24 protein-coding genes are annotated in these 20,940 nt (G+C 70.0%); 18 read left to right on the forward strand and 6 right to left on the reverse strand.

The genetic code is table 11. The annotated features are described in order from the left end of the window. Positions 1–114: 114 nt before the first annotated feature. The 4 genes from hisD to hisH are packed head-to-tail and all read left to right on the forward strand — an operon-like array spanning position 115 to position 3,871. On the forward strand, positions 115–1,452 hold the full coding sequence (hisD, locus tag ACWEO7_RS26985) for a histidinol dehydrogenase (RefSeq protein WP_452427234.1): 1,338 nt from the start codon (positions 115–117) through the stop codon (positions 1,450–1,452). Next, entirely contained in the window at positions 1,449–2,582 is a 1,134-nt protein-coding gene (locus ACWEO7_RS26990) for a histidinol-phosphate transaminase (RefSeq protein ID WP_452427236.1), read from the forward strand. Before hisD ends, ACWEO7_RS26990 begins: the two co-directional genes overlap by 4 nt. 45 nt (positions 2,583–2,627) lie before the next feature. After that, positions 2,628–3,242, forward strand: coding sequence for an imidazoleglycerol-phosphate dehydratase HisB (gene hisB / locus ACWEO7_RS26995; protein ID WP_452427238.1), 615 nt, complete (start codon positions 2,628–2,630; stop codon positions 3,240–3,242). Beyond that, positions 3,239–3,871: an imidazole glycerol phosphate synthase subunit HisH gene (gene hisH / locus ACWEO7_RS27000; RefSeq protein ID WP_450016160.1), complete on the forward strand. Its 633-nt coding sequence runs from the start codon at positions 3,239–3,241 to the stop codon at positions 3,869–3,871. Before hisB ends, hisH begins: the two co-directional genes overlap by 4 nt. Positions 3,872–3,910: 39 nt before the next feature. On the opposite strand, the gene ACWEO7_RS27005 is transcribed toward hisH, so the two are convergent. Further along, complete coding sequence (locus ACWEO7_RS27005) at positions 3,911–4,372, reverse strand: hypothetical protein (RefSeq protein ID WP_452427239.1); 462 nt, start codon at positions 4,370–4,372, stop codon at positions 3,911–3,913. Positions 4,373–4,576: 204 nt separating this feature from the next. Then, positions 4,577–5,095 carry a nuclear transport factor 2 family protein gene (locus ACWEO7_RS27010; RefSeq protein WP_452427241.1) on the reverse strand — a complete coding sequence of 173 codons (519 nt, stop codon included), beginning with the start codon at positions 5,093–5,095 and terminating at the stop codon, positions 4,577–4,579. Positions 5,096–5,387: 292 nt separating this feature from the next. On the opposite strand from ACWEO7_RS27010, the gene priA reads away from it, so the two are divergent. The 5 genes from priA to hisI are packed head-to-tail and all read left to right on the forward strand — an operon-like array spanning position 5,388 to position 9,111. After that, complete coding sequence (priA, locus tag ACWEO7_RS27015) at positions 5,388–6,119, forward strand: bifunctional 1-(5-phosphoribosyl)-5-((5-phosphoribosylamino)methylideneamino)imidazole-4-carboxamide isomerase/phosphoribosylanthranilate isomerase PriA (RefSeq protein ID WP_452427243.1); 732 nt, start codon at positions 5,388–5,390, stop codon at positions 6,117–6,119. Beyond that, on the forward strand, positions 6,116–6,931 hold the full coding sequence (locus ACWEO7_RS27020) for an inositol monophosphatase family protein (protein WP_452427245.1): 816 nt from the start codon (positions 6,116–6,118) through the stop codon (positions 6,929–6,931). The genes priA and ACWEO7_RS27020 overlap by 4 nt, the downstream gene beginning before the upstream one ends. 4 nt (positions 6,932–6,935) lie before the next feature. Further along, the gene (gene hisF / locus ACWEO7_RS27025; RefSeq protein ID WP_379255610.1) at positions 6,936–7,709 is read left to right on the forward strand and encodes an imidazole glycerol phosphate synthase subunit HisF; all 774 of its coding nucleotides are present in this window, start codon (positions 6,936–6,938) and stop codon (positions 7,707–7,709) included. Between the two features lie 59 nt (positions 7,710–7,768). Next, positions 7,769–8,713, forward strand: coding sequence for a TIGR03564 family F420-dependent LLM class oxidoreductase (locus ACWEO7_RS27030; RefSeq protein ID WP_452427247.1), 945 nt, complete (start codon positions 7,769–7,771; stop codon positions 8,711–8,713). Positions 8,714–8,763: 50 nt separating this feature from the next. Then, positions 8,764–9,111 carry a phosphoribosyl-AMP cyclohydrolase gene (gene hisI / locus ACWEO7_RS27035; RefSeq protein WP_452427249.1) on the forward strand — a complete coding sequence of 116 codons (348 nt, stop codon included), beginning with the start codon at positions 8,764–8,766 and terminating at the stop codon, positions 9,109–9,111. An 80-nt stretch (positions 9,112–9,191) separates the two neighbouring features. Here hisI and ACWEO7_RS27040 read toward each other — a convergent pair whose 3' ends face one another. From ACWEO7_RS27040 to ACWEO7_RS27055, 4 genes are all read right to left on the reverse strand, one after another. Next, positions 9,192–9,644 carry a MarR family winged helix-turn-helix transcriptional regulator gene (locus ACWEO7_RS27040; protein WP_452427277.1) on the reverse strand — a complete coding sequence of 151 codons (453 nt, stop codon included), beginning with the start codon at positions 9,642–9,644 and terminating at the stop codon, positions 9,192–9,194. 201 nt (positions 9,645–9,845) lie between these two features. Beyond that, the gene (locus ACWEO7_RS27045; RefSeq protein WP_452427250.1) at positions 9,846–10,400 is read right to left on the reverse strand and encodes a permease; all 555 of its coding nucleotides are present in this window, start codon (positions 10,398–10,400) and stop codon (positions 9,846–9,848) included. A gap of 293 nt (positions 10,401–10,693) precedes the next feature. Beyond that, complete coding sequence (locus ACWEO7_RS27050; protein ID WP_452427252.1) at positions 10,694–11,149, reverse strand: peroxiredoxin; 456 nt, start codon at positions 11,147–11,149, stop codon at positions 10,694–10,696. A gap of 135 nt (positions 11,150–11,284) precedes the next feature. Beyond that, the gene (locus tag ACWEO7_RS27055; RefSeq protein ID WP_379255605.1) at positions 11,285–11,596 is read right to left on the reverse strand and encodes a hypothetical protein; all 312 of its coding nucleotides are present in this window, start codon (positions 11,594–11,596) and stop codon (positions 11,285–11,287) included. 189 nt (positions 11,597–11,785) lie between these two features. Between ACWEO7_RS27055 and ACWEO7_RS27060 the strand changes: the two genes are divergently transcribed. The 9 genes from ACWEO7_RS27060 (at position 11,786) to ACWEO7_RS27100 (ending at position 20,896) form a co-directional block, all read left to right on the forward strand. Then, positions 11,786–13,345 (forward strand): anthranilate synthase component I, encoded by a 1,560-nt coding sequence (locus tag ACWEO7_RS27060; protein ID WP_452427254.1) that lies wholly within the window; start codon positions 11,786–11,788, stop codon positions 13,343–13,345. After that, on the forward strand, positions 13,342–14,157 hold the full coding sequence (locus tag ACWEO7_RS27065; protein ID WP_452427256.1) for a TIGR02234 family membrane protein: 816 nt from the start codon (positions 13,342–13,344) through the stop codon (positions 14,155–14,157). The genes ACWEO7_RS27060 and ACWEO7_RS27065 overlap by 4 nt, the downstream gene beginning before the upstream one ends. Positions 14,158–14,340: 183 nt before the next feature. Continuing rightward, positions 14,341–15,159 carry an indole-3-glycerol phosphate synthase TrpC gene (trpC, locus tag ACWEO7_RS27070; protein WP_039797261.1) on the forward strand — a complete coding sequence of 273 codons (819 nt, stop codon included), beginning with the start codon at positions 14,341–14,343 and terminating at the stop codon, positions 15,157–15,159. Next, complete coding sequence (gene trpB, locus ACWEO7_RS27075; RefSeq protein WP_452427258.1) at positions 15,156–16,421, forward strand: tryptophan synthase subunit beta; 1,266 nt, start codon at positions 15,156–15,158, stop codon at positions 16,419–16,421. Before trpC ends, trpB begins: the two co-directional genes overlap by 4 nt. Next, positions 16,418–17,218 (forward strand): tryptophan synthase subunit alpha, encoded by an 801-nt coding sequence (trpA, locus tag ACWEO7_RS27080; protein ID WP_450016183.1) that lies wholly within the window; start codon positions 16,418–16,420, stop codon positions 17,216–17,218. The genes trpB and trpA overlap by 4 nt, the downstream gene beginning before the upstream one ends. Positions 17,219–17,423: 205 nt before the next feature. Further along, entirely contained in the window at positions 17,424–18,548 is a 1,125-nt protein-coding gene (lgt, locus tag ACWEO7_RS27085; RefSeq protein ID WP_452427260.1) for a prolipoprotein diacylglyceryl transferase, read from the forward strand. A gap of 232 nt (positions 18,549–18,780) precedes the next feature. Then, positions 18,781–19,278: a TM2 domain-containing protein gene (locus tag ACWEO7_RS27090; protein ID WP_452427262.1), complete on the forward strand. Its 498-nt coding sequence runs from the start codon at positions 18,781–18,783 to the stop codon at positions 19,276–19,278. 184 nt (positions 19,279–19,462) lie between these two features. Next, a complete protein-coding gene (locus ACWEO7_RS27095) occupies positions 19,463–20,215 on the forward strand; it encodes an amino acid ABC transporter substrate-binding protein (protein WP_450016189.1) in 753 nt (250 codons plus the stop codon). Positions 20,216–20,227: 12 nt separating this feature from the next. Beyond that, entirely contained in the window at positions 20,228–20,896 is a 669-nt protein-coding gene (locus ACWEO7_RS27100; protein ID WP_452427264.1) for an amino acid ABC transporter permease, read from the forward strand. Positions 20,897–20,940: the final 44 nt, after the last annotated feature.

Consider the following 20,940-nt stretch of genomic DNA (forward strand, 5'->3'; position numbering starts at 1 on the left):
TCCACCGCGGCCCCGCCGCCCGGACCACGCGGATAACGGCTGGCGTCGGCCCATTAGGCTGGTAACGGCAACTTTCCTGTTGCGGAATCAGCTGGAGACAAGGACCGACACCACATGACAACCCGCATCGAGCTCGCCCGCGTCGATCTGCGCGGTCGTACTCCCTCCGTCGCCGAGCTGCGCGCCGCGCTGCCGCGCGGGGGAGTCGACGTGGACTCGGTGCTGCATCAGGTGCGTCCGGTGGTCGAGGCGATCCGTGATCACGGTGTGTCGGCGGCGCTGGAGTTCAGCGAGCGCTTCGACGGGGTCATCCCGGCGACGGTGCGGGTGCCCGCGGCCGAGCTGGAAGCCGCGCTGGAGCGGCTGGATCCGGCGGTCCGCGCCGCACTGGAGGAATCCATCGCCAGGGCGCGCAAGGTGCACGCCGACCAGCGGCGCACCGCCAAGACCACCGAGGTGGTGCCGGGCGGCACCGTCACCGAGCGCTGGGTGCCCGTCGAGCGGGTCGGCCTGTACGTGCCGGGCGGGAACGCCGTCTACCCGTCCAGCGTCGTGATGAACGTGGTGCCCGCGCAGACCGCGGGCGTGGGCTCGCTGGTGGTGGCCTCGCCGCCGCAGGCGCAGTTCGGCGGGCTGCCGCACCCCACCATCCTGGCCGCGGCGCAGCTGCTCGGCGTCGACGAGGTGTGGGCGGTCGGCGGCGCCCAGGGCGTCGCGCTGCTGTCCTACGGCGGCGTCGACACCGACGGCGCGCAGCTGGAACCGGTCGATCTGATCACCGGGCCGGGCAACATCTACGTCACCGCGGCCAAACGCCTGTGCCGCGGCCTGGTCGGCATCGACGCCGAGGCGGGGCCCACCGAGATCGCCATCCTCGCCGACGCGACCGCCGATCCGGTGCACGTCGCCGCCGACCTGATCAGCCAGGCCGAGCACGACGTCTTGGCCGCCAGCGTGCTGGTCACCGACAGCGAGCACCTGGCCGACGCGGTGGACGCCGCGCTCACCACGCAGCTGGCCGTGGTCAAGCACGCCCACCGGGTGACCGAGGCGCTGCGCGGCAAGCAATCCGGCACCGTCCTGGTCGACGACATCGAGCAGGGCCTGCGCGTGGTGAACGCCTACGCCGCCGAGCACCTGGAGATCCAGACCGCCGACGCGCCCGCGGTCGCGGCCAGGGTGCGCAGCGCGGGCGCGGTGTTCGTCGGCGCGTACGCGCCGGTGAGCCTCGGTGACTACTGCGCGGGCTCCAACCACGTGCTGCCCACCGCGGGCTGCGCGCGGCACTCCTCCGGCCTGAGCGTGCAGACCTTCCTGCGGGGAATCCATGTCGTGGAGTACACCGAAGCGGCGCTGAAGGATGTCGCGGGCCACGTGGTGGCGCTGGCGAACGCCGAGGACCTGCCCGCGCACGGCCAGGCCGTGCAGGCGCGTTTCGAGGCCCTGTCGTGACGCGCGCCGTGAGCGCGCCCGGCGCGGACCTGACCCTGGAAGATCTGCCGCTGCGGGAGAACCTGCGTGGCAAGAAGCCCTACGGCGCACCGCAATTGACGGTACCCGTGCAGTTGAACACGAACGAGAACCCGCATCCGCCGAGCCGCGCGCTGATCGACGATGTCGCCGAGTCGATCCGGGCGGCCGCCGCGGATCTGCACCGCTACCCGGACCGCGACGCCGTCGCGCTGCGCACCGACCTGGCGCGGTATCTGACCGCGCAGACCGGTGTCGCGGTGCAGACCGGCAACGTCTGGGCGGCCAACGGCTCCAACGAGATCCTGCAGCAGCTGCTGCAGGCCTTCGGCGGGCCGGGCCGCAGCGCACTGGGTTTCGTGCCCTCGTACTCGATGCACCCGATCATCTCCGAGGGCATCGACACCGAGTGGATCGAGGCCAAGCGCAACGCCGACTTCTCCCTCGACATCGAGCACGCGCTCGCCGCCATCGCCGAGCGCAGGCCGGACGTGGTGTTCGTGACCAGCCCGAACAATCCCACCGGGCACACCATCCCGCAGGACGACCTCGCGCGCATCCTCGCGGCCGCCCCCGGCATCGTGGTGGTCGACGAGGCCTACGGCGAATTCTCCGCGCAGCCGAGCGCCATCGGGCTGATCGACCGTTTCCCCGCGAAGCTCGTGGTGACCAGGACGATGAGCAAGGCCTTCGCGTTCGCCGGTGGGCGTCTGGGCTATCTGGTCGCCGCACCCGCGGTGATCGACGCGATGCTGTTGGTGCGGCTGCCCTACCACCTGTCGGTGGTCACCCAGGCCGCCGCGCGAGCCGCCCTGCGGCATGCCGAGGAGACCCTCGGCAGCGTCGCCGAGCTGGCCGCGCAGCGCGACCGGGTGGCGGCGGCGCTGCGGGAACTCGGTTACGACGTGATCCCCAGCGACGCCAACTTCCTACTGTTCGGCCGCTTCACCGACGCGGCGCGCAGTTGGCAGCGCTACCTCGATCACGGCGTGCTGATCCGTGACGTCGGCCTGCCCGGCTACCTGCGCACCACGATCGGCCTCGCCGCCGAGAACGACGAACTGTTGCGGGTCAGCGGACTGCTGGCGGGCACCGACCTGGCACCGCGATGAACCAGCGCCCGATATTCCTAGGCGACAATTCGATTGGACGTGAGCATGAGTAGGACCGCCCGGGTGGAGCGGGTCACCAAGGAATCCAGCATCGTGGTCGAGCTGGATCTCGACGGCACCGGCAAGACCGAGATCGCCACCGGCGTCCCCTTCTACGACCACATGCTGACCGCGCTCGGCGCGCACGCGAGCTTCGACCTGACCGTGCGCGCGGAGGGCGACATCGAGATCGAGGCGCATCACACGGTCGAGGACACCGCGATCGTGTTCGGTCAGGCACTGGGCAAGGCGCTGGGCGACAAGGCGGGCATCCGCCGGTTCGGCGACGCCTACATCCCGATGGACGAGACGCTGGCGCACGCCGCGGTCGACGTGTCCGGCCGCCCCTACTGCGTACACACCGGGGAGCCGGAGCACCTGCTGCACACGGTGATTCCCGGTTCCGGGCCCGGCGCGCCGTACTCCACGGTGCTCAACCGCCACGTCTTCGAGTCGATCGCGCTGAACGCGCGCATCGCGCTGCATGTGCGGGTGCTCTACGGCCGCGACCAGCACCACGTCACCGAGGCCGAGTTCAAGGCGGTGGCGCGTGCGCTGCGCACCGCGGTGGAACTCGATCCCCGGGTGAGCGGGATTCCGTCGACGAAGGGAACCCTGTGAGCAAGTCCGTGGCCCTGCTCGACTACGGCTCCGGAAATCTGCACTCCGCCGAACGGGCGCTGGCGAGGGCGGGCGCGCGGGTGGAGGTGACCGCCGACCCCGAAGCGGTGCTGGCCGCCGACGGTCTGGTGGTGCCCGGCGTCGGAGCGTTCGCCGCGTGCATGGCGGGTCTGCGAGGGGTGCGGGGCGAGCGCCTGATCGGTCAGCGGCTGGCCGGCGGGCGGCCGGTGCTGGGCATATGCGTCGGCATGCAGATCCTGTTCGAACGGGGCGTCGAGTTCGGCGAGGAGACCGACGGGTGCGCCGAATGGCCCGGCACGGTCGAACGGCTGTCCGCGCCGGTGCTGCCGCACATGGGGTGGAACACCGTCTCCGCCCCGTCCGACAGCGTGCTGTTCGCGGGTCTCGACGCCGACACCCGGTTCTACTTCGTGCACTCCTACGCCGCCCAGACCTGGGATCTGCCGCCCAGCGAGCACTTCGCCGCACCCAAGCTGACCTGGGCCGAGCACGGAGTGCCGTTCCTGGCGGCGGTGGAGAACGGTGCGCTGTCGGCGACCCAGTTCCACCCGGAGAAGTCCGGTGACGCGGGTGCACACCTGCTGCGCAACTGGGTGAACGCGCTGTAGGCCGGTCCCGCACGGAGCGGCGCGAGACCGGCCGCCCGGTCAGTGCTTCCTGACCTTGCTGACCAGCCAGCGCCCGTCGACCCGGTCCACCGTCACGGTCATCGACATGCGGCTGGTCTGCGGGAGACCGTCGGTCTCGTCGCTGGTCACCGTCCGTACCACGTCGACGTCCACCTCGGCCCGGTTGTCGTCACCGGAGACGATGCGGCAATCGGCCGAGTTGGCCTCGGCGCGAATGTGCGCGGCCTCCGCGCTCGACTGGATGTTGGTGCGGAAGTTCTCGAACTCGGTCCGGAATTCCCCGGTGCTGAGGTCGAGCATCCGCCGCGCGTGGTCGCCGAACCGCGCGTAGTCGTAGGTCGCCGCGGCGGAACCGAATTCGCATCCCGCCAGCCGCGCCTCCTCGGGCGGGGCGGCGGTGGCGGCGGGTGCGGCGACGAAGGCCGCGAAGCAGGCGGCTGCCGAAAGAGACAGGGCGGCAGCGAGTTTGGATCGTGACATGCACTTCCTCGGTGCGAAATGGAAGCGGCGACCGGGGGTGATCGCCGAGCGGAGACGATACCGCCCGCGCCGCCCCGGATCGCGGCGATCTCGTGACGGATCACGACATCCCGGCTTCGCTGGAACTCACCGAGCGAGCGGCTCCCGAGCACCGTCGTCGGGCGTCATGCGCCCGCTCGGCGTGGTGCCGGCGCCGCGCGGTGCTCACGGGCGCGTGCCGGTGGACCAGATCGGGGTGGTCTCCACCCGGGACAAGCGCCAGCCTTCGCCGGTGCGGATCGCGTCGAAGCGGTAGACCTCGCCGAGAGTGTAGACCGGCTGCGGAGGTGTCCCGTCGGAGGCGGCGAGCGCGAAGGTGGCGATCAGGTTGGCCCGGACGTCCGCCGTGTCGCCGTGCAGGTCGATCAGCACATTGCCGATGACGTGCTGGATGCGCAGATGTTCGCCGTGGTTGCGGCTCGCCTGGGCGATCAGCGCGTCGCGGCCCTCGGCCGTGCCGCCGGGTGTCTTCGCGGTCGCGTCGGGGGTGTAGATCGTCCGCAGGTCGTCGAATCGTCCCTCGTCCAGGGCGCGACCGAGCCGGTCGACCAAGGTGGTGATCTGCCCGCGGTCCAGCAGTTCGCGCACCTCGGCCGTCGGTGTCGCGGTGGCCGAGGCGCAGGCGGCGGTGAGTGCGGCCAGCGGGAGGGTCAGCAGGGGGAGGGCGAGCCGGACTTTGCGCATCGAACGTACCTTTCAGAATAACGTTGGCGAATCCAACATTGGCTCCGCCAACTTAACAGATTGTGGGCGCAGCCAACAAATTTTGGGAGAGTGGCCGCGTGGACGTCGCAGGTGAAGGTTCGCTGGCTGCCCCAGCCAGGCTGGTCGATCGAGTCGCGTCTGGGGCGATACGGGCGACCGGTCGCACACCGGCGGCCAGTGGCTCACGACGATCGGCCCGAATCCGTGATCGAGCTCCCATCCGCCCAGGCCCTGCACTCGGACGCGGGCGGGTAACCACTAGGCTGCTCTCGTGAGTCTTGTGCTGCTACCCGCCGTCGATGTCGCCAACGGAGAGGCCGTGCGCCTCGTGCAAGGAGAAGCCGGAAGCGAAACCAGCTACGGCTCGCCTCGTGAGGCGGCGCTGGCCTGGCAGGAAGCCGGCGCGGAATGGGTGCACCTGGTCGACCTGGACGCGGCCTTCGGGCGCGGCTCGAACCGGGAACTGCTCGCGGGCGTCGTCGGCGAACTCGACGTCAAGGTCGAACTGTCCGGAGGCATCCGCGACGACGAGAGCCTGGAAGCGGCCCTGAGCACCGGTTGCGCCCGGGTCAACCTCGGTACCGCCGCGTTGGAGGACCCGGTCTGGTGCGCGAAGGCCATCGCCCGCCACGGCGAGCACATCGCCATCGGCCTGGACGTGCGCATCGTCGACGGCGAGCACCGGCTGCGCGGACGCGGCTGGGTGAGCGACGGCGGCGACCTGTGGGAGGTGCTCGAGCGGCTGGAACGCGACGGCTGCTCGCGCTACGTGGTGACCGACGTGACCAAGGACGGCACGCTCACCGGCCCGAACCTGGACCTGCTGCGCGAGGTCTGCGCGGCCACCGACGCCCCGGTGATCGCCTCCGGCGGCGTCTCCACCATCGCGGACCTGGTCGCGATCGCCGAACTGGTGCCGGAAGGCGTCGAGGGGTCGATCGTCGGCAAGGCGCTCTACGCGGGCCGGTTCACGCTGCCCGAGGCGCTGGCCGCGGTGAGATGACCCAGGAGCTGTCGGCACTGCTCGCGGAGGCGAGCGAGGTCCTGGACTCGGTGCGCCCGCGGTTCATCGAGGGCATCGGCGCGCCGAGCGCGGTCGCCAAGGGCCGCAACGACTTCGCCACCGAGCTGGACCTGGAACTGGAACGCACCGTCTCCGCCGAACTGCGCAGGCGCACCGGCATCGAGGTGCACGGTGAGGAGTTCGGCGGACCGCAACTCACCTCGGGCACCGCATGGGTGCTCGACCCGATCGACGGCACCTTCAACTACTCGTCCGGGCATCCGCTCTCCGGGATGTTGCTCGCGCTGGTTCGCGATGGCGAGCCGGTGCTCGGTCTGACCTGGCTGCCGCTGCTCGACCGCCGCTACGCCGCCATGACCGGAGGCCCAGTGCTGCTGGACGGGCGACCGCTGCCGCCGCTGCCGCGCGGCAAGCTGGCCGAGGCGATGATCGGTTTCGGCGCGTTCAACGTCGACTCGCACGGCCGCATCCCCGGCCAGTTCCGCTTCGATCTGCTCGGACCGCTGAGCAGGCTGTCCTCCCGGGTGCGGATGCACGGCTCGACCGGCATCGATCTGGCGTTCACCGCCTCGGGCGTGCTCGGCGGCGCGATCGTGTTCGGGCACCATCCCTGGGACAACGCGGCGGGCGTCGCGCTGGTGCGCGCGGCGGGCGGAGTGGTCACCGACCTGGTGGGCGAGCCGTGGACCATCGCCTCCGGCTCCGTGCTCGCGGCCGCGCCCGGCGTGCACGAAGAACTGCTCGACATGATCTGCACGGTCGCCGATCCGGCGGCCGCGGAGAAGGAGTGAGGCAATGACGTTGGCCGTACGGGTGATCCCGTGTCTGGACGTCGACGCGGGACGCGTGGTGAAGGGCGTCAACTTCGAGAACCTGCGCGACGCGGGTGATCCCGTCGAACTGGCCGCGCTCTACGACGCGCAGGGCGCCGACGAGCTGACCTTCCTCGACGTGACCGCCTCCACCGGCGACCGCGGCACCATGATCGACGTGGTGACCCGGACCGCCGAGCAGATCTTCATCCCGCTCACCGTGGGCGGCGGGGTGCGCACGGTCGAGGACGTGGACCGCCTGCTGCGCGCGGGCGCGGACAAGGTCTCGGTGAACACCGCCGCGATCGCGCGGCCGGAGGTGCTGCGCGAGATGTCCGAGCGATTCGGTTCCCAGTGCATCGTGCTTTCGGTGGACGCGCGCACTGTGCCGCAGGGGCAACCCGACACCCCCTCCGGGTGGGAGGTGACCACCCACGGCGGCAAACGCGGCACCGGCATCGACGCCGTCGAATGGGCCGTGCGCGGCGCCGAACTCGGTGTCGGCGAGATCCTGCTCAATTCGATGGACGCCGATGGCACCAAGGCCGGTTTCGACCTGTCGATGATCCGTGCCGTGCGGGCGGCGGTCACCGTCCCGGTGATCGCCAGCGGCGGCGCGGGCGCGGTCGAGCACTTCGCCCCGGCGGTGCACGCGGGCGCCGACGCGGTGCTCGCGGCCAGCGTGTTCCACTTCGGCGATCTGACCATCGGCCAGGTCAAGGATTCGATGCGGGCGGAGAAAATCGTCATCCGGTAGCGACTGGCGGAAATTCGCCGACCAGGAAGGCAGGTCGAAGCGGCGCGGTTGCATCGGGCATGACCATCGGAATCGCGCTGTCGCCGTTCGCCCTCGACGCCCCCGGCAACGCCGTGGACACGGCGGTGTCGCTGGGTGAGTCGGCGCTCGCCGCCGGAGTGTCGTCCGTGTGGTTCGGCCAGACGCTCAGCTACGACGCCATCGCGCTGGCCGGGATCGTCGGCCGCGCCGTGCCGGGACTCACGGTCGGCACGTCCGCGGTGCCGATCACGGCGCGTCATCCGCTACTGATCTCCAGCCAGGCGCAGACCGCGCAGGCGGCCACCGGCGGCCGGTTCACCCTCGGGCTCGGCCTGGGCGCGAAATTCCTCGCCGACCCGGTCTTCGGCGGCTCCTTCGACCGGCCGATCACCCGGCTGCGCGAGTTCCTCACCGCGCTGCGCACCGTGTTGCACACCGGCACGGTGGATTTCCACGGCGAAACGCTCACCGCCGCCACGCCGCTGCCCGCCGCGGTGGCCGGCGCACGGCCGCCGGTGCCGATCCTGGTGGCCGCCATGGGCCCGCAGGCTCTGCGCGTCACGGGTGAGCTGGCCGACGGCACCCTGCCCTTCCTGGTCGGCCCGAAGGCGCTGGCCGAGCACATCGTCGCACCACTCACCGCCGCGGCCGAGCGGGCCGCGCGGCCCGCACCCCGGATCACCGTCCTGGTGCCCGGCGTGATCACCGCCGACCTCGATGCCGCCCGTGCGGCCGCCGCTGCCCAGACGACGTTCTACGACGACATCCCCTCCTATGCGCGGGTGATCGAGCTGTCCGGTGCCTCGCGGGCGGCGGAACTGGTGGTGATCGGCGACGAGGACCTGATCGCGGCCCGCGTCGCGGAGTACTTCGCGGCGGGCGCGACGGAGGTCGTGTTCTCGCAGACCGATCTGACCACCCCGGAGGACCAGCGGCGCACCTGGGCGGTGCTCGGCGAACTCCAGCGCTCCCGGGTGGGCTGATCGTGCACTCCGGGCGCGCTCGGTCGAGGGCGACCTGTTACAACGGTGCTATGAGTCTCGACCCCGCCATCGCCGCCCGTCTCAAGCGCAACGACGCCGGATTGGTCTCCGCCGTCGCGCAGGAACGCACCACCGGTGATGTGCTGATGGTCGCGTGGATGGACGACGAGGCGCTGGCGCGCACGCTGGAAACCCGTAAGGCTACGTACTATTCGCGTTCCCGTCGGCAGTACTGGGTCAAGGGTGAGACGTCGGGCCACACCCAGTACGTGCACGAAGTACGACTCGACTGTGACGGCGACACGATCCTGTTGATCGTCGACCAAGAAGGAGCGGCCTGCCACACCGGCACGCACACCTGCTTCGACTCGGACGTGCTCCTGGCCGCGCGATCCTGAACCGGGGATGCGCTGAATGGCGCTGTCCGACGTTGTTCGTCTTCAGCCCGCGCATGGCCGCAGCGAAGGCGGAGGTACGTTCAGGTGCCTTTAGGTTGCTGGTCGTCCCGGCTCGCGGGCGTGAGTTCGCCGAGCCGGTCGAGTGCGTCGGCCAGCCGCTCGGCCAGCAGTTCGCCGAGTTCGGCGACCTGCGCCTTCTGCGCCTCGTCCAAGCCGTCGAAGACCAAGTGCCGCACGGCTTCCAGATATCCGGGTGCGGCCTCGACGACCTTCAGGTACCCGTCGTCGGTGAGTACGGCGTGCACGCCGCGCCGCCCCGCCGTCGCCGAACGCTGTGCCCAGCCCATGCGCTCCAATTTGGACACCACATGCGACAACCGCGATAGCGATGCATTTGCCTTGTGGGCAAGCTCACTCATCTGCAGGCGATGGCCCGGTTCCTCCGACAACAGCGTCAGTACCCAGTACTCGAAATGCGTCACGCCGGACTCGCGCTGCAGCTGGGTGTCCAGAGCTCCTGGCAGCCGCGTCATCAGCGCCACGATCGCACGCCACGCGCGTTGTTCGACCGGGTCGAGCCACTTCGTCACTGTGTGCCTTCTTTCAAGCCAAGTGACGTGGTTTTGTTCGTTGTCCTAGTGATTGTCGAAAATCTTGTGCACAGTCACCCGCGACATTGAGTTTGCCACGACTTCGCTCGACCGTCATAAAGATGCTGCATGACGTGAGTTCACTCACACGGGGCGCGGCGGCGTGTCCTCGGCCTCCGGTTTCGCCGGGTGGGTGCGCCGCCACCTGCGCAGCAGCAACAGCGCCACGGCGACGAGGAACAACAGCGTCGCGATGACGGCGCCGGTGAGCGCGGCGCCACGGAAGGCGGGCGCGTCGACATCCAAGACCCGCTGACCCGCGTGGGCGGCACTGCTGTTGCCCAGCACGATGGTCAGCGTCATCAGGTTGGGGATGGCGCACAGGATCGCGACCACCACGGCCGCTCCGGCCAGGAACCTGCCTGCCTTACGCCGCCACACCAGCACGGCGAACAGCAGCAGGAAAAGCGTGACGACGGTGCAGAATCCACCGTAGAACAGCCCCCAGCCGATGCCCTTGGTGAAGCTTCCGTGCACCATCGAGCCGACCCGCTGCGCCCACCAGCGCGGGACGAACGCGGACAGGACGAAATAGGAGACGACCAGCACCGCGAGAATCGCCGCGCCGACGATGATCCGCGTGCGCCAGACGGCTGCCGCGGGTTTGCGCTCGCCCGGCTGCACGTCGGTCGAAGTCATGCGTCCAGCCTAGGCCGCGCCGTCATCGGGAAGCAGCCACGGCGCGCGGATAATGCGTACCTCCGCCTTCGCTGCGGCCGTGCGCTCTGTGCGTACCTCCGCCTTCGCTGCGGCCGTGCGCTCTGTGCGTACCTCCGCCTTCGCTGCGGCCGTGCGCTCTGTGCGTACCTCCGCGTTCGCTGTGGCCGTGCGCGGATTGAGGACGGACTACGTCCGACAGCGCCATCTATGCGTACCTCCGCGTTTGCTGCGGCCATGCGAAGGGCTGATACGGACTGCCCGACAGCGCTCGTCTACCGGTTGCGCAGGTAGTTCAGTGCTTCGTCGGCGTGGACGGCGGCGCGCAGCTCGCCGGTGATGATCTTGCGGATGGTGCGGTCGGTGTCGATGACGAACGTTTGCCGCTTCACCGGTGCGAGTTTGCCCAGCAGCCCGCGCTTGACGCCGAACTTCGCGGCGACGGCGCCGTCGGCGTCGGAGAGCAACGGGTAGCCGAGGCGCTGTTTCTCGGCGAACCCGGCCTGGGTGTCCACGTTGTCGGTGCTGATGCCGACACAGGTGGCGCCGAGTGCGGCGAATTCGGCGGAGAGGTCGCGGAAGTGACAGGCCTCGGCCGTGCAGACGGGCGTGTTCGCCGCGGGAAAGAAGAAGAGGACCAGAGGGCCGTCCGCCAGCAGCGCGTCGAGCGAGCGGGAAGTGCCGGATTGATCGGGAAGCTCGAAATCAGGGGCGAGCTGTCCTTGCTGCATACCCGGGAACACTACCGCGCGGTCGGTCCAATCGGGTATTTCGTGCGCGCCGGACCTGGTGCTCGTGCCCGCCGTGCGCTGTCCGCGATCCGATCGCGGCGCCGGTCATCGGGCACGAGCCGAGGGGCAGGGCGGCTACGCGCCGATGAGCGCCGCCACCTCAGGGTTCTTGATCGCCATCACATCGAGGATGCCGTGGGCCCGCAGGAACGGCCTCAGCTCTTTGATGCGGTCGCTGTGGACGGCGTATTCGTCGGGGAAGCGGTTCTTGTCGAGGGACTCCAGTGCTTTGACGTAGGTGACGAAGGACGCGAGCGCGTTGGCCGGGGCGCTTTGCTGGTAGGCCGGATGACTCGTGCCTCCGGTGCGCGGGGCGTGCAGGCGCGGGACGCTGTGGTTCGGGATGTGCCGAGAACCCTCGGGCGCTACCGATTGCGAGGGGTACATCAGTTGTCTCCTCTCGAGATGGATACCGCATGCGACGTGGAACGCCGCGAGTGTAGTGAGCCTCGCCACACCTTCGGCGACCGCGTGGGAACCGGACGGTCGACCTGATTTGTCGGGTTTGTCGCGCCGGGTCGCCGCGTCGGCGGCACCGCTCACTCGCCGGCCGGTCCGGCCTGGGATGATGAGTACATGGCAGGCGCGTCCACTCCCACCACCACGACCCGCGAGCAGTTCCATCAGCTGGCCGCGGAGCACCGGGTGGTCCCGGTCACCCGAAAGGTCCTGGCGGACTCGGAGACTCCGCTGTCGGCCTACCGCAAACTCGCGGCCGACCGGGCGGGCACCTTCCTGTTCGAGTCCGCGGAGAACGGCCGGTCGTGGTCGCGCTGGTCGTTCATCGGCGCGGGCAGCCCCTCGGCGCTGACCGTCGTGGACGGCGAGGCGGCCTGGCTGGGCAACGTCCCGGCCGATGCGCCCTCCGGCGGCGATCCGCTGGTCGCGCTGCGCGAGACGCTGGAGCTGCTGCGCACCGAGCGGCTGCCCGGGCTGCCGCCGCTGACCGGCGGCATGGTCGGCTACCTCGGCTACGACGCGGTGCGCCGGATCGAGCGGCTGCCCGCCCTGGCGCTGGACGATTTGCGACTGCCGGAGATGGTGCTGCTGCTCGCCACCGACCTGGCCGCGTTCGACCATCACGAGGGCGCGATCACGCTGATCGCCAACGCGGTGAACTGGAACGGCACCGCCGAGCGCGTCGATGAGGCCTACGACGACGCGGTGGCCCGGCTGGACCGGATGACCGCCGCGCTCGGCGCCCCCGCCGACTCCACCGTGTCGGTGTTCGACCGGCCCGAGCCGCGATACCGGCGCAGGCGCACCACCGAGGAGTTCGGCGCGGGCGTGCGCCGCCTGGTCAAGGAGATCGAGGCGGGCGAAGCGTTCCAGGTGGTGCTGTCCCAGCGTTTCGAGATGGATTACGACGGTGCGCCGATCGATCTGTACCGGATGCTGCGCGCGTCGAATCCGAGCCCCTACATGTACCTGCTGCACATCCCGGACGGCGCGGGCGGCACCGCGTTCTCCATCGTCGGCTCCAGCCCGGAATCGCTGGTGACCGTGAAAGACGGTGTGGCGACGACACATCCGATCGCGGGCACCCGCTGGCGCGGCGTCACCGAGGAGGAGGACCTGCTGCTGGAGAAGGGCCTGCTCGCCGACGAGAAGGAGAACGCCGAGCACCTCATGCTCGTCGACCTCGGCCGCAACGACCTGGGCCGGGTGTGCGAGCCGGGCACCGTGCGGGTCACCGAGTACCGCCACATCGAGCGCTACAGCCATGTCATGCACCTCGTGTCGACGGTGTCCGGCCGGTTGGCGCCCGGACGGATCGCGCTGGACGCGGTGCGGGCGTGCTTCCCGGCGGGCACCCTGTCCGGCGCTCCCAAGGTGCGCGCGATGGAACTGATCGAGGAACTCGAGCCGACCCGGCGTGGCGTCTACGGCGGCGTCGTCGGGTACCTGGACTTCGCCGGTGACGCCGACACCGCCATCGCCATCCGCACCGCGCTGCTGAAGGACGGCACGGCCTACGTGCAGGCGGGTGCCGGCGTCGTCGCGGACTCCGACCCCGAGTACGAGGACGTGGAGTCCCGCAACAAGGCGATGGCGGTGCTCAAGGCGATCGCGGCGGCCGGAACGGTGCGGGCCTACGGTACGGAACCCGGCGCGGCGGACGGCGGCACGCGATGACGGCTGCCCATTCCGGAGACGAACCGGACCGAGCGCGAGAACCGACCCCGGACACCGCGGGGCCACAAGCCGTTTCAGCGGCCGACGGCTCGGCCGGACCGTTGAGTGCGGAAGGCCATTCGCGCCGCAACTACCCCGTCGCTCCAGTGGCGTTGCTCGCCCTCGCCGCCGCCGCGCTGTGGGCGTCGTCCCGGATGACCTGGGTGACGGTCACCTCGTCGGACGGTCTGACCCAGCCCCGCACCGATCATCTGAACGGCGGCGTGTGGTTCGGCGCGCTGACACCGCTGGCGCTGGTCCTGCTCGCCTCGATCGCGGCCGTGCTGGCCACCAAGGGCTGGTTGCGTCGCGTGGTCGGCGTGCTGATCGCGTTGGTCGCCGCGGTGGCCGCGGTGCCCGCGTTCGCGCTGCTGACCGATTCCGGCAAGACCGCCGAGCGGGCCGCGAAGCTCGCGGAGCTCCCGGCGCGCGCGCAGGTCGAGACGGCGACCACCTCGGCGTTCCCCGCCGTGCTCGCGCTGCTCGGCGCGATCGCCGCGTTCGGCGCGGGCGCGCTGCTGGCCCGCATGCCCGCCGAGACGGCGCGGCTGTCCGGCAAGTACGACAACCCGGTCTTCCGGCGCGCCGCCGCCACGGCGGAGGTCACGCAGCGGCGCGCGCAGTCCCCGGACGACCGGTCGGCACCTCAGCTGTCCGAGCGCGTGCTCTGGGACGCGCTGGACGCGGGCACCGACCCGACCGACGAACCGCAGGCCGGGCAGGTGTCCCCAGAAGATTCCGACCCGGGCGAGGCGGGCCGACGTGGCCGCTGAGCTGTCTCCGCGCGGCGGGTGTGGCGGGTGCCACCTTGCGCGGAGCCTTTCCGCATGGTTCAACCCCAGCCCCGGCGCGAACGCGCCCGGTAGGTCCATTTATTCTTTGACAGCATCGGTGAGACAGCGCCTGGGGGGATTCTCAGGTAGCAAGTCCGTCTCCCCAGAAAGGATTCGAGCCAGATGACGGTACTCGACTCGATTCTCGACGGGGTCCGCGCGGATGTGGCCGCTCGGGAAGCCCTGCTGGACTTCCAGGCGGTCAAGGCGGCCGCCGCGGCGGCCCCCGCGCCGCTGGACGCCCGCGCGGCGCTGCTCGAGGACGGCATCGGCGTGATCGCCGAGGTCAAGCGAGCAAGTCCGTCCAAGGGCGAGCTGGCGGACATCCCGGACCCGGCGAGTCTGGCCAAGGCCTACGAGGACGGTGGCGCGCGGATCATCAGCGTGCTCACCGAGGGCCGCCGCTTCAACGGGTCGCTGGACGACCTGGACGCGGTCCGCGCCACGGTGAGCATCCCGATCCTGCGCAAGGACTTCGTCGTCGGCCCGTACCAGATCCACGAGGCGCGCGCGCACGGCGCGGACGTCATCCTGCTGATCGTCGCGGCGCTGGAACAGGACGTGCTGTCCTCCCTGATCGACCGCACCGAGTCGCTGGGCATGACCGCGCTGGTCGAGGTGCACACCGAGGAGGAGGCCGACCGCGCGCTGGAGGCGGGCGCGTCGGTGATCGGCGTCAACGCCCGCAACCTCAAGACGCTCGAGGTCGACCGCGACGTGTTCGCGCGGATCGCGCCCGGATTGCCCACCGAGGTCATCCGGATCGCCGAGTCCGGCATCCGCGGCACCGCCGACCTGCTGGCCTACGCCGGCGCGGGCGCGGACGCCGTGCTCGTCGGCGAGGGGTTGGTGACCAGTGGCGACCCCCGCGCGGCGGTCTCCGAACTGGTGACCGCGGGCACCCACCCGTCCTGCCCGAAGCCGGCACGGCGGGGTCGGTGACCGGCGTGGCGGCGGTACCTCAGGCCAGCGACGGCGTCGCCCAGCGCAGCGGCCACGAGCCCGACGTGGGCGGGCACTTCGGCGTCTACGGCGGCAGGCACGTGCCGGAAGCGCTGATGGCCGTCATCGAGGAGGTCACCGCCGAGTACGAGAAGTCCCGGCTCGACGACTCCTTCCTCAACGAACTCGATCGGCTGCAGCGCGACTACACCGGCCGCCCGTCGCCGGTGTTCGAGTGCAAGCGGCTGTCCGAGCACGCGGGCGGCGCCCGCATCCTGCTCAAGCGCGAAGACCTCAACCACACCGGCTCGCACAAGATCAACAATGTGCTCGGCCAGGCGCTGCTCGCCAAGCGTATGGGCAAGACCAGGGTGATCGCGGAGACCGGCGCGGGCCAGCACGGCGTCGCCACGGCGACCGCCTGCGCGCTGCTCGGCCTGGACTGCGTCGTCTACATGGGCGCGGTCGACACCGCGCGCCAGGCGCTCAACGTGGCCAGGATGCGCCTGCTCGGCGCCGAGGTGATCTCGGTGACCTCCGGTTCGCAGACGCTCAAGGACGCCATCAACGAGGCGCTGCGCGACTGGGTGACCAACGCCGACGACACCTACTACTGCTTCGGCACCGCCGCGGGCCCGCACCCGTTCCCGATGCTGGTGCGCGATTTCCAGCGCATCATCGGCCTGGAGGCCCGCGCACAGGTGCAAGCCACCACCGGCCGGTTGCCCGACGCGGTCGTCGCCTGCGTCGGCGGCGGATCCAACGCCATCGGCATCTTCCACGCGTTCCTCGACGACTCCGACGTCCGGCTGATCGGTTACGAAGCGGCCGGTGACGGCGTCGACACCGGCAGGCACGCGGCCACGTTCACCGGCGGGACGCCGGGAGCGTTCCAGGGCGCCTACTCGTACCTGCTGCAGGACGAGGACGGCCAGACCATCGAGTCGCATTCGATCTCGGCGGGCCTGGACTATCCGGGCGTCGGACCCGAGCACGCCTACCTCAAGGACGTCGGCCGCGCCGAATACCGGCCGATCACCGACACCGAGGCGATGGACGCCCTGCTGCTGCTCAGTCGCAAGGAGGGCATCATCCCCGCGATCGAGTCGGCGCACGCGGTGGCAGGCGCCCTGCAACTGGGCAAGGAACTCGGCGAGGGCGCGATCATCCTGGTGAACCTCTCCGGCCGGGGCGACAAGGACATGGACACGGCAGCGCGGTGGTTCGGGCTGTTCGACGAGCCGAAGGAGGAGGGCCGGTGAGCCAGCAGTCCCGCTTGGCGAACACCTTCGCCGCCTGCCGAGCCGAGGGTCGCGCGGCACTGATCGGCTACCTGCCCGCGGGCTACCCCGACCTGGCCGGTTCGATCGAGGTCGTGCGCGCGATGGTCGAAGCCGGATGCGACATCGTCGAGGTCGGCGTCGCCTACTCCGATCCCGTGATGGACGGCCCGACCATCCAGGCCGCCGCCGAACAGGCGCTGCGCGGCGGAGTGCGGGTGCGTGACGTGTTCTCGGTGGTCGAGGCGATCACCGGAGCCGGAGGCAAGGCCGTCGTGATGAGCTACTGGAATCCCGTGCTCCAGTACGGCGTGGATCGCTTCGCGCGGGATCTGGCCGCCGCGGGCGGGGCGGGCATCATCACCCCGAACCTGATTCCGGAAGAGGCCGACGACTGGTTCATCGCCTCGTCCACGCACAACCTGGACCGCATCTTCCTGGTCGCGCCGTCGTCCACCGAGGAACGCCTGGTGAAGACGCTCGAGGCCAGTCGCGGCTTCGTCTACGCGGCCTCGACCATGGGCGTGACCGGCGCGCGGGACGTGGTGTCCTCGGCCGCACCCGCCCTGTGCGCGCGGATCCGGGCCCACTCCGACATCCCGATCGGCGTCGGCCTCGGCGTCCGCTCGGGCGTGCAGGCCGCCGAGATCGCGTCCTACTCCGACGGCGTCATCGTCGGCTCGGCGCTGGTGAGCGCGGCGGGCCGAGGGCTGGACGCGGTGCGAGCACTCACCGCGGAACTGGCCGAAGGCGTGCGGTCGGCGACCGTCGCGTCCTAGCAACCGCTCGGAGTCCAGCGCAGCGCACGGTTCCGCAGCCCGTTCGACGGGCTCCGACCTTCCGACGTCGACCCGGTAGCGGCCGAATCGCCATGATCAGGGATCGGCCGATCGGGCTCGGCTCGGGCGTCTTGGGCGAACCTCGACGCGGCGAGGGCGGTGCGGTGGTGGCGGGCCGGTCGAGCATCTCCGCTACGGTGGCCCCGTGACGTTACGAGTCCTCGCAGACAGTGTCCTGGCCGACGGCGGCGTCAGCGGCGCCGTGCTGGCCTACATCCCCAGCCCCGCGCGCGGCGTCTGGCAGCTCGGTCCGTTCCCGCTGCGGGCGTATGCCCTGTGCATCATCCTCGGCATCATCGTCGCGATCTGGTGGGGCGAACGGCGCTGGCGCGCTCGCGGCGGCCAGCCCGGCGCGATCCTGGACGTCGCGATGTTCGCGGTGCCGTTCGGCCTGGTCGGCGGCAGGCTCTACCACGTGGCCACCGACTGGCAGAAATACTTCGGCGCGGGCGGGCACCCGGTCGACGCGCTGAAGATCTACCAAGGCGGGCTCGGCATCTGGGGTGCGGTGCTGCTGGGCGGCATCGGAGCGTGGATCGGCTGCCGGGTATACAAGATCCCGTTGCCCGCTCTGGGTGACGCGGTCGCGCCGCCGATCCTGCTGGCGCAGGCCATCGGCAGGCTCGGCAACTACTTCAACCAAGAGCTCTACGGGCGCGAGACCGACCTGCCGTGGGGCCTGGAGATCTACCGGCGGGTGGGCGACGACGGTCAGCTCGACATGATGAACGGCGCCTCCACCGGCGTGGTCGAAAAGATCGTGCACCCCACCTTCCTGTACGAGCTGCTGTGGAACCTGCTGGTCGTCGTGCTGCTGGTGTACGTGGACCGACGTTTCCGGATCGGTCACGGACGCCTGTTCGCCCTGTATGTCGCCGGCTACTGCTTCGGACGGTTCTTCGTCGAACTGATGCGCGCCGACGAGGCGACGAAGATCGCGGGCATCCGGATCAACTCGTTCACCTCCGCCCTCGTGTTCCTGGCCGCGATCGCCTACTTCGTGTTCGCCACCAAGGGGCGCGAGACGCCCGAGCAGCTGCAACCCGGCGCGACCCCCCGGCCGTGGCCGTGGCAGATCCGCGCGCTGCGTGCCGCCGCAGCGGCGCCGACCGAGAAGGCCTCGGGTACCGGCGAATTCGAGAAGGCCGGGTCCGCCGCCGACGCGGCCGAGACCGGGACGTCCGCTGCCGAGCTGGACGGGCATCGCGAGGGCTCCGAAAGCGGTTCGGAGAAAACGAATTCCGGCACGGCCGCGTCGGACAAGGGCTGACCGCCGCCGGTCGCCGCGACGGCCCGATCCGTCGCGGGCTGCCATCGACTCTCCTCCGCGGCAACGATCGTGCGATCCGCCGCGATAACCACTGGTAGCGCCGAACGCTCCGGGGGCGACAACCCGGTCGTTCCCGGTGACAATGACTCGTGATCGTGACGAGCCGCGGTTCGGCGATCCAGCGAGGCCGGGGGCCGACAAGAGGGTGCCCGCACTAATGAGGAGGACATGAGTGACCGACCCTTACCAGCAGAATCCGGGCGCCGGGGGCCCGCAGTACGGCCCGCCGGGTACCGGCCCTGACCTGACCAAGCCGCTGGAGGAGCAGAGCCAGCCGCAGTACAGTCCGCCGTCGGACCCCTACAACCAGCAGGCGCAGTACGGCCAGCCCGTCGGCGGCTACGGCCAGCAGCCGGGCGGCTACCCGCAGGCGCCGTACCCGGTCGGCCCGCAGGGCTATAACCCGAACGACCCGGAGGCGCCCTGGGGCCGCGACCCGTTCGGTGTTCCGCTGTCGGACAAGCAGAAGCTGGTCGCGGGTCTGCTGCAGATCTTCCTCGGCAGTTTCGGCGTCGGCCGTTTCTATCTCGGATACAACGGCCTTGGCATCGCCCAGTTGGTGGTCACGATCCTGACCTGTGGTCTCGGCGGCATCTGGGGTCTCATCGACGGCGTCATGATCTTGGTCGGCAAGGTTCCCGATTCACAGGGCCGTCCGCTGCGCGACTGACCGCCGCGGTATCGACTATGCCGGGAGGTGGGGATACCCGCCTCCCGGTCGTTCGGGCGAAATCAATGAGCACAACCTTTTCGAGCGTGGTGATCGCGATACTGTCGCGCGCACGGATCCGGGCGTAGCATGACCGGACTCGCGTGCCGTGTGTGGAGTTCCACGCACCGAAGAGAGGATTTCCGTGCGTCGCAAGCTGTTCGCCGCCGCCATGCTCGCCATCGTCGCCGCTACCGGACTGAGCGGGTGCGGTGACAGCGACCCGAATGTTCTGAAGGTCGGCACCGAGGGCACCTACGCTCCCTTCAGTTTCCAAGGCTCCGACGGCAAACTCACCGGTTATGACGTGGAGGTGATCCGGGCGGTCGGCGACAAACTCGGCAAGAAAGTCGAGTTCGTGCAGACGCCGTGGGACGCCATCTTCGCGGGCCTGGAATCCAAGCGCTTCGATCTGGTGGCCAACCAGGTGACCGTGAACGACGAGCGCGCGGTCAAGTACGCGCTGTCGGCGCCCTACACCACATCGGCGGGCGTGATCGTCACCCGCGCCGACAACAATGCCGTCACCGGCCTCGCCGATCTCAACGGGAAGACCTGCGCGCAGTCGGCCACCAGCAACTGGAGCAAGGTCGCCACCGACGCGGGTGCGAAGGTCGAGGCCGTAGAGGGCTTCGTACAGGCCATCCAGCTGCTGAAGAACGGCCGCGTGGACGCCACCGTCAACGACAACCTCGCCGTCGCCGAATACACCAAGAAGACCGGCGACACCAGCGTGAAGATCGCGGGCCGGACCGGATCGGTGAGCAAGCAGGCGTTCGCCGCGCGCAAGGGCGAGGCGCTGATCACCGACGTGGACAATGCGCTGAACCAGCTGCGCGCCGACGGCACCTTGGCGAAGATCTCCGAGAAGTATTTCGGGACAGACGTCAGCCAGTAGCCGACATCGTTCATGGACGCCGCCACCCGGGACCTCATCTGGCACAACCTGTGGCCGATGCTGCAGGCCACCGTCACCAAGACCCTTCCGCTCACCGCCGTCAGCTTCGCCATCGGCCTGGCGCTCGCGTTGTTCGTCGCGCTGGCCAGGATGTCGCCTGTGCGGCCGCTGTCGGCGGCGGCCCGCTTCTACATCTCGATCATTCGCGGCACACCGCTGCTGGTGCAGCTGTTCATCGTGTTCTACGCGCTGCCGCAGTTCGACATCGTGATCGACCCCTTTCCCGCCGCGGTGATCGCGTTCAGCCTCAACGTCGGCGGATACGCGGCCGAGGTGGTGCGCGCCGCCATCCTCAGCGTCGCCACGGGACAGTGGGAGGCGGCGCAGGCGCTCGGCATGTCGTATCCGATGATGCTGCGGCTGATCATCCTGCCGCAGGCCGCGCGCATCGCCGTGCCGCCGCTGTCGAACACCTTGATCTCCTTGGTGAAGGACACCTCGCTGGCCTCCACCATCCTGGTGACCGAGCTGCTGCGCGTCGCCCAGCTCGCCGCCGCCCCCACTTTCGACTTCTTCGCGCTCTACGGGGTCGCGGCGCTGTACTACTGGGTGATCTGCCTCATCCTCGGGTTCGGGCAGACCCGGCTGGAAACGAGGTTGGCCCGTCATGTCGCTCGCTGAATATCCGTTTGTACCTGCTATGGAGCTGTCGTTCATTTTTTTCA

The organism is Nocardia sp. NPDC004260, from assembly GCF_053603155.1.

Bases quoted from the DNA above. Each gene is read 5' to 3' on its own strand.
- trpC (WP_039797261.1), top strand. From the start codon at position 14,341: ATGACGGTACTCGACTCGATTCTCGACGGGGTCCGCGCGGATGTGGCC.
- ACWEO7_RS27065 (WP_452427256.1), top strand. From the start codon at position 13,342: ATGACGGCTGCCCATTCCGGAGACGAACCGGACCGAGCGCGAGAACCG.
- ACWEO7_RS27045 (WP_452427250.1), bottom strand. From the start codon at position 10,400: ATGACTTCGACCGACGTGCAGCCGGGCGAGCGCAAACCCGCGGCAGCC.
- ACWEO7_RS27020 (WP_452427245.1), top strand. From the start codon at position 6,116: ATGACCCAGGAGCTGTCGGCACTGCTCGCGGAGGCGAGCGAGGTCCTG.
- hisI (WP_452427249.1), top strand. From the start codon at position 8,764: ATGAGTCTCGACCCCGCCATCGCCGCCCGTCTCAAGCGCAACGACGCC.
- ACWEO7_RS27040 (WP_452427277.1), bottom strand. From the start codon at position 9,644: ATGACGCGGCTGCCAGGAGCTCTGGACACCCAGCTGCAGCGCGAGTCC.
- ACWEO7_RS27050 (WP_452427252.1), bottom strand. From the start codon at position 11,149: ATGCAGCAAGGACAGCTCGCCCCTGATTTCGAGCTTCCCGATCAATCC.
- hisF (WP_379255610.1), top strand. From the start codon at position 6,936: ATGACGTTGGCCGTACGGGTGATCCCGTGTCTGGACGTCGACGCGGGA.
- ACWEO7_RS27030 (WP_452427247.1), top strand. From the start codon at position 7,769: ATGACCATCGGAATCGCGCTGTCGCCGTTCGCCCTCGACGCCCCCGGC.
- ACWEO7_RS27010 (WP_452427241.1), bottom strand. From the start codon at position 5,095: ATGCGCAAAGTCCGGCTCGCCCTCCCCCTGCTGACCCTCCCGCTGGCC.
- ACWEO7_RS27055 (WP_379255605.1), bottom strand. From the start codon at position 11,596: ATGTACCCCTCGCAATCGGTAGCGCCCGAGGGTTCTCGGCACATCCCG.
- hisB (WP_452427238.1), top strand. From the start codon at position 2,628: ATGAGTAGGACCGCCCGGGTGGAGCGGGTCACCAAGGAATCCAGCATC.
- ACWEO7_RS27005 (WP_452427239.1), bottom strand. From the start codon at position 4,372: ATGTCACGATCCAAACTCGCTGCCGCCCTGTCTCTTTCGGCAGCCGCC.
- ACWEO7_RS27060 (WP_452427254.1), top strand. From the start codon at position 11,786: ATGGCAGGCGCGTCCACTCCCACCACCACGACCCGCGAGCAGTTCCAT.
- ACWEO7_RS27100 (WP_452427264.1), top strand. From the start codon at position 20,228: ATGGACGCCGCCACCCGGGACCTCATCTGGCACAACCTGTGGCCGATG.
- hisD (WP_452427234.1), top strand. From the start codon at position 115: ATGACAACCCGCATCGAGCTCGCCCGCGTCGATCTGCGCGGTCGTACT.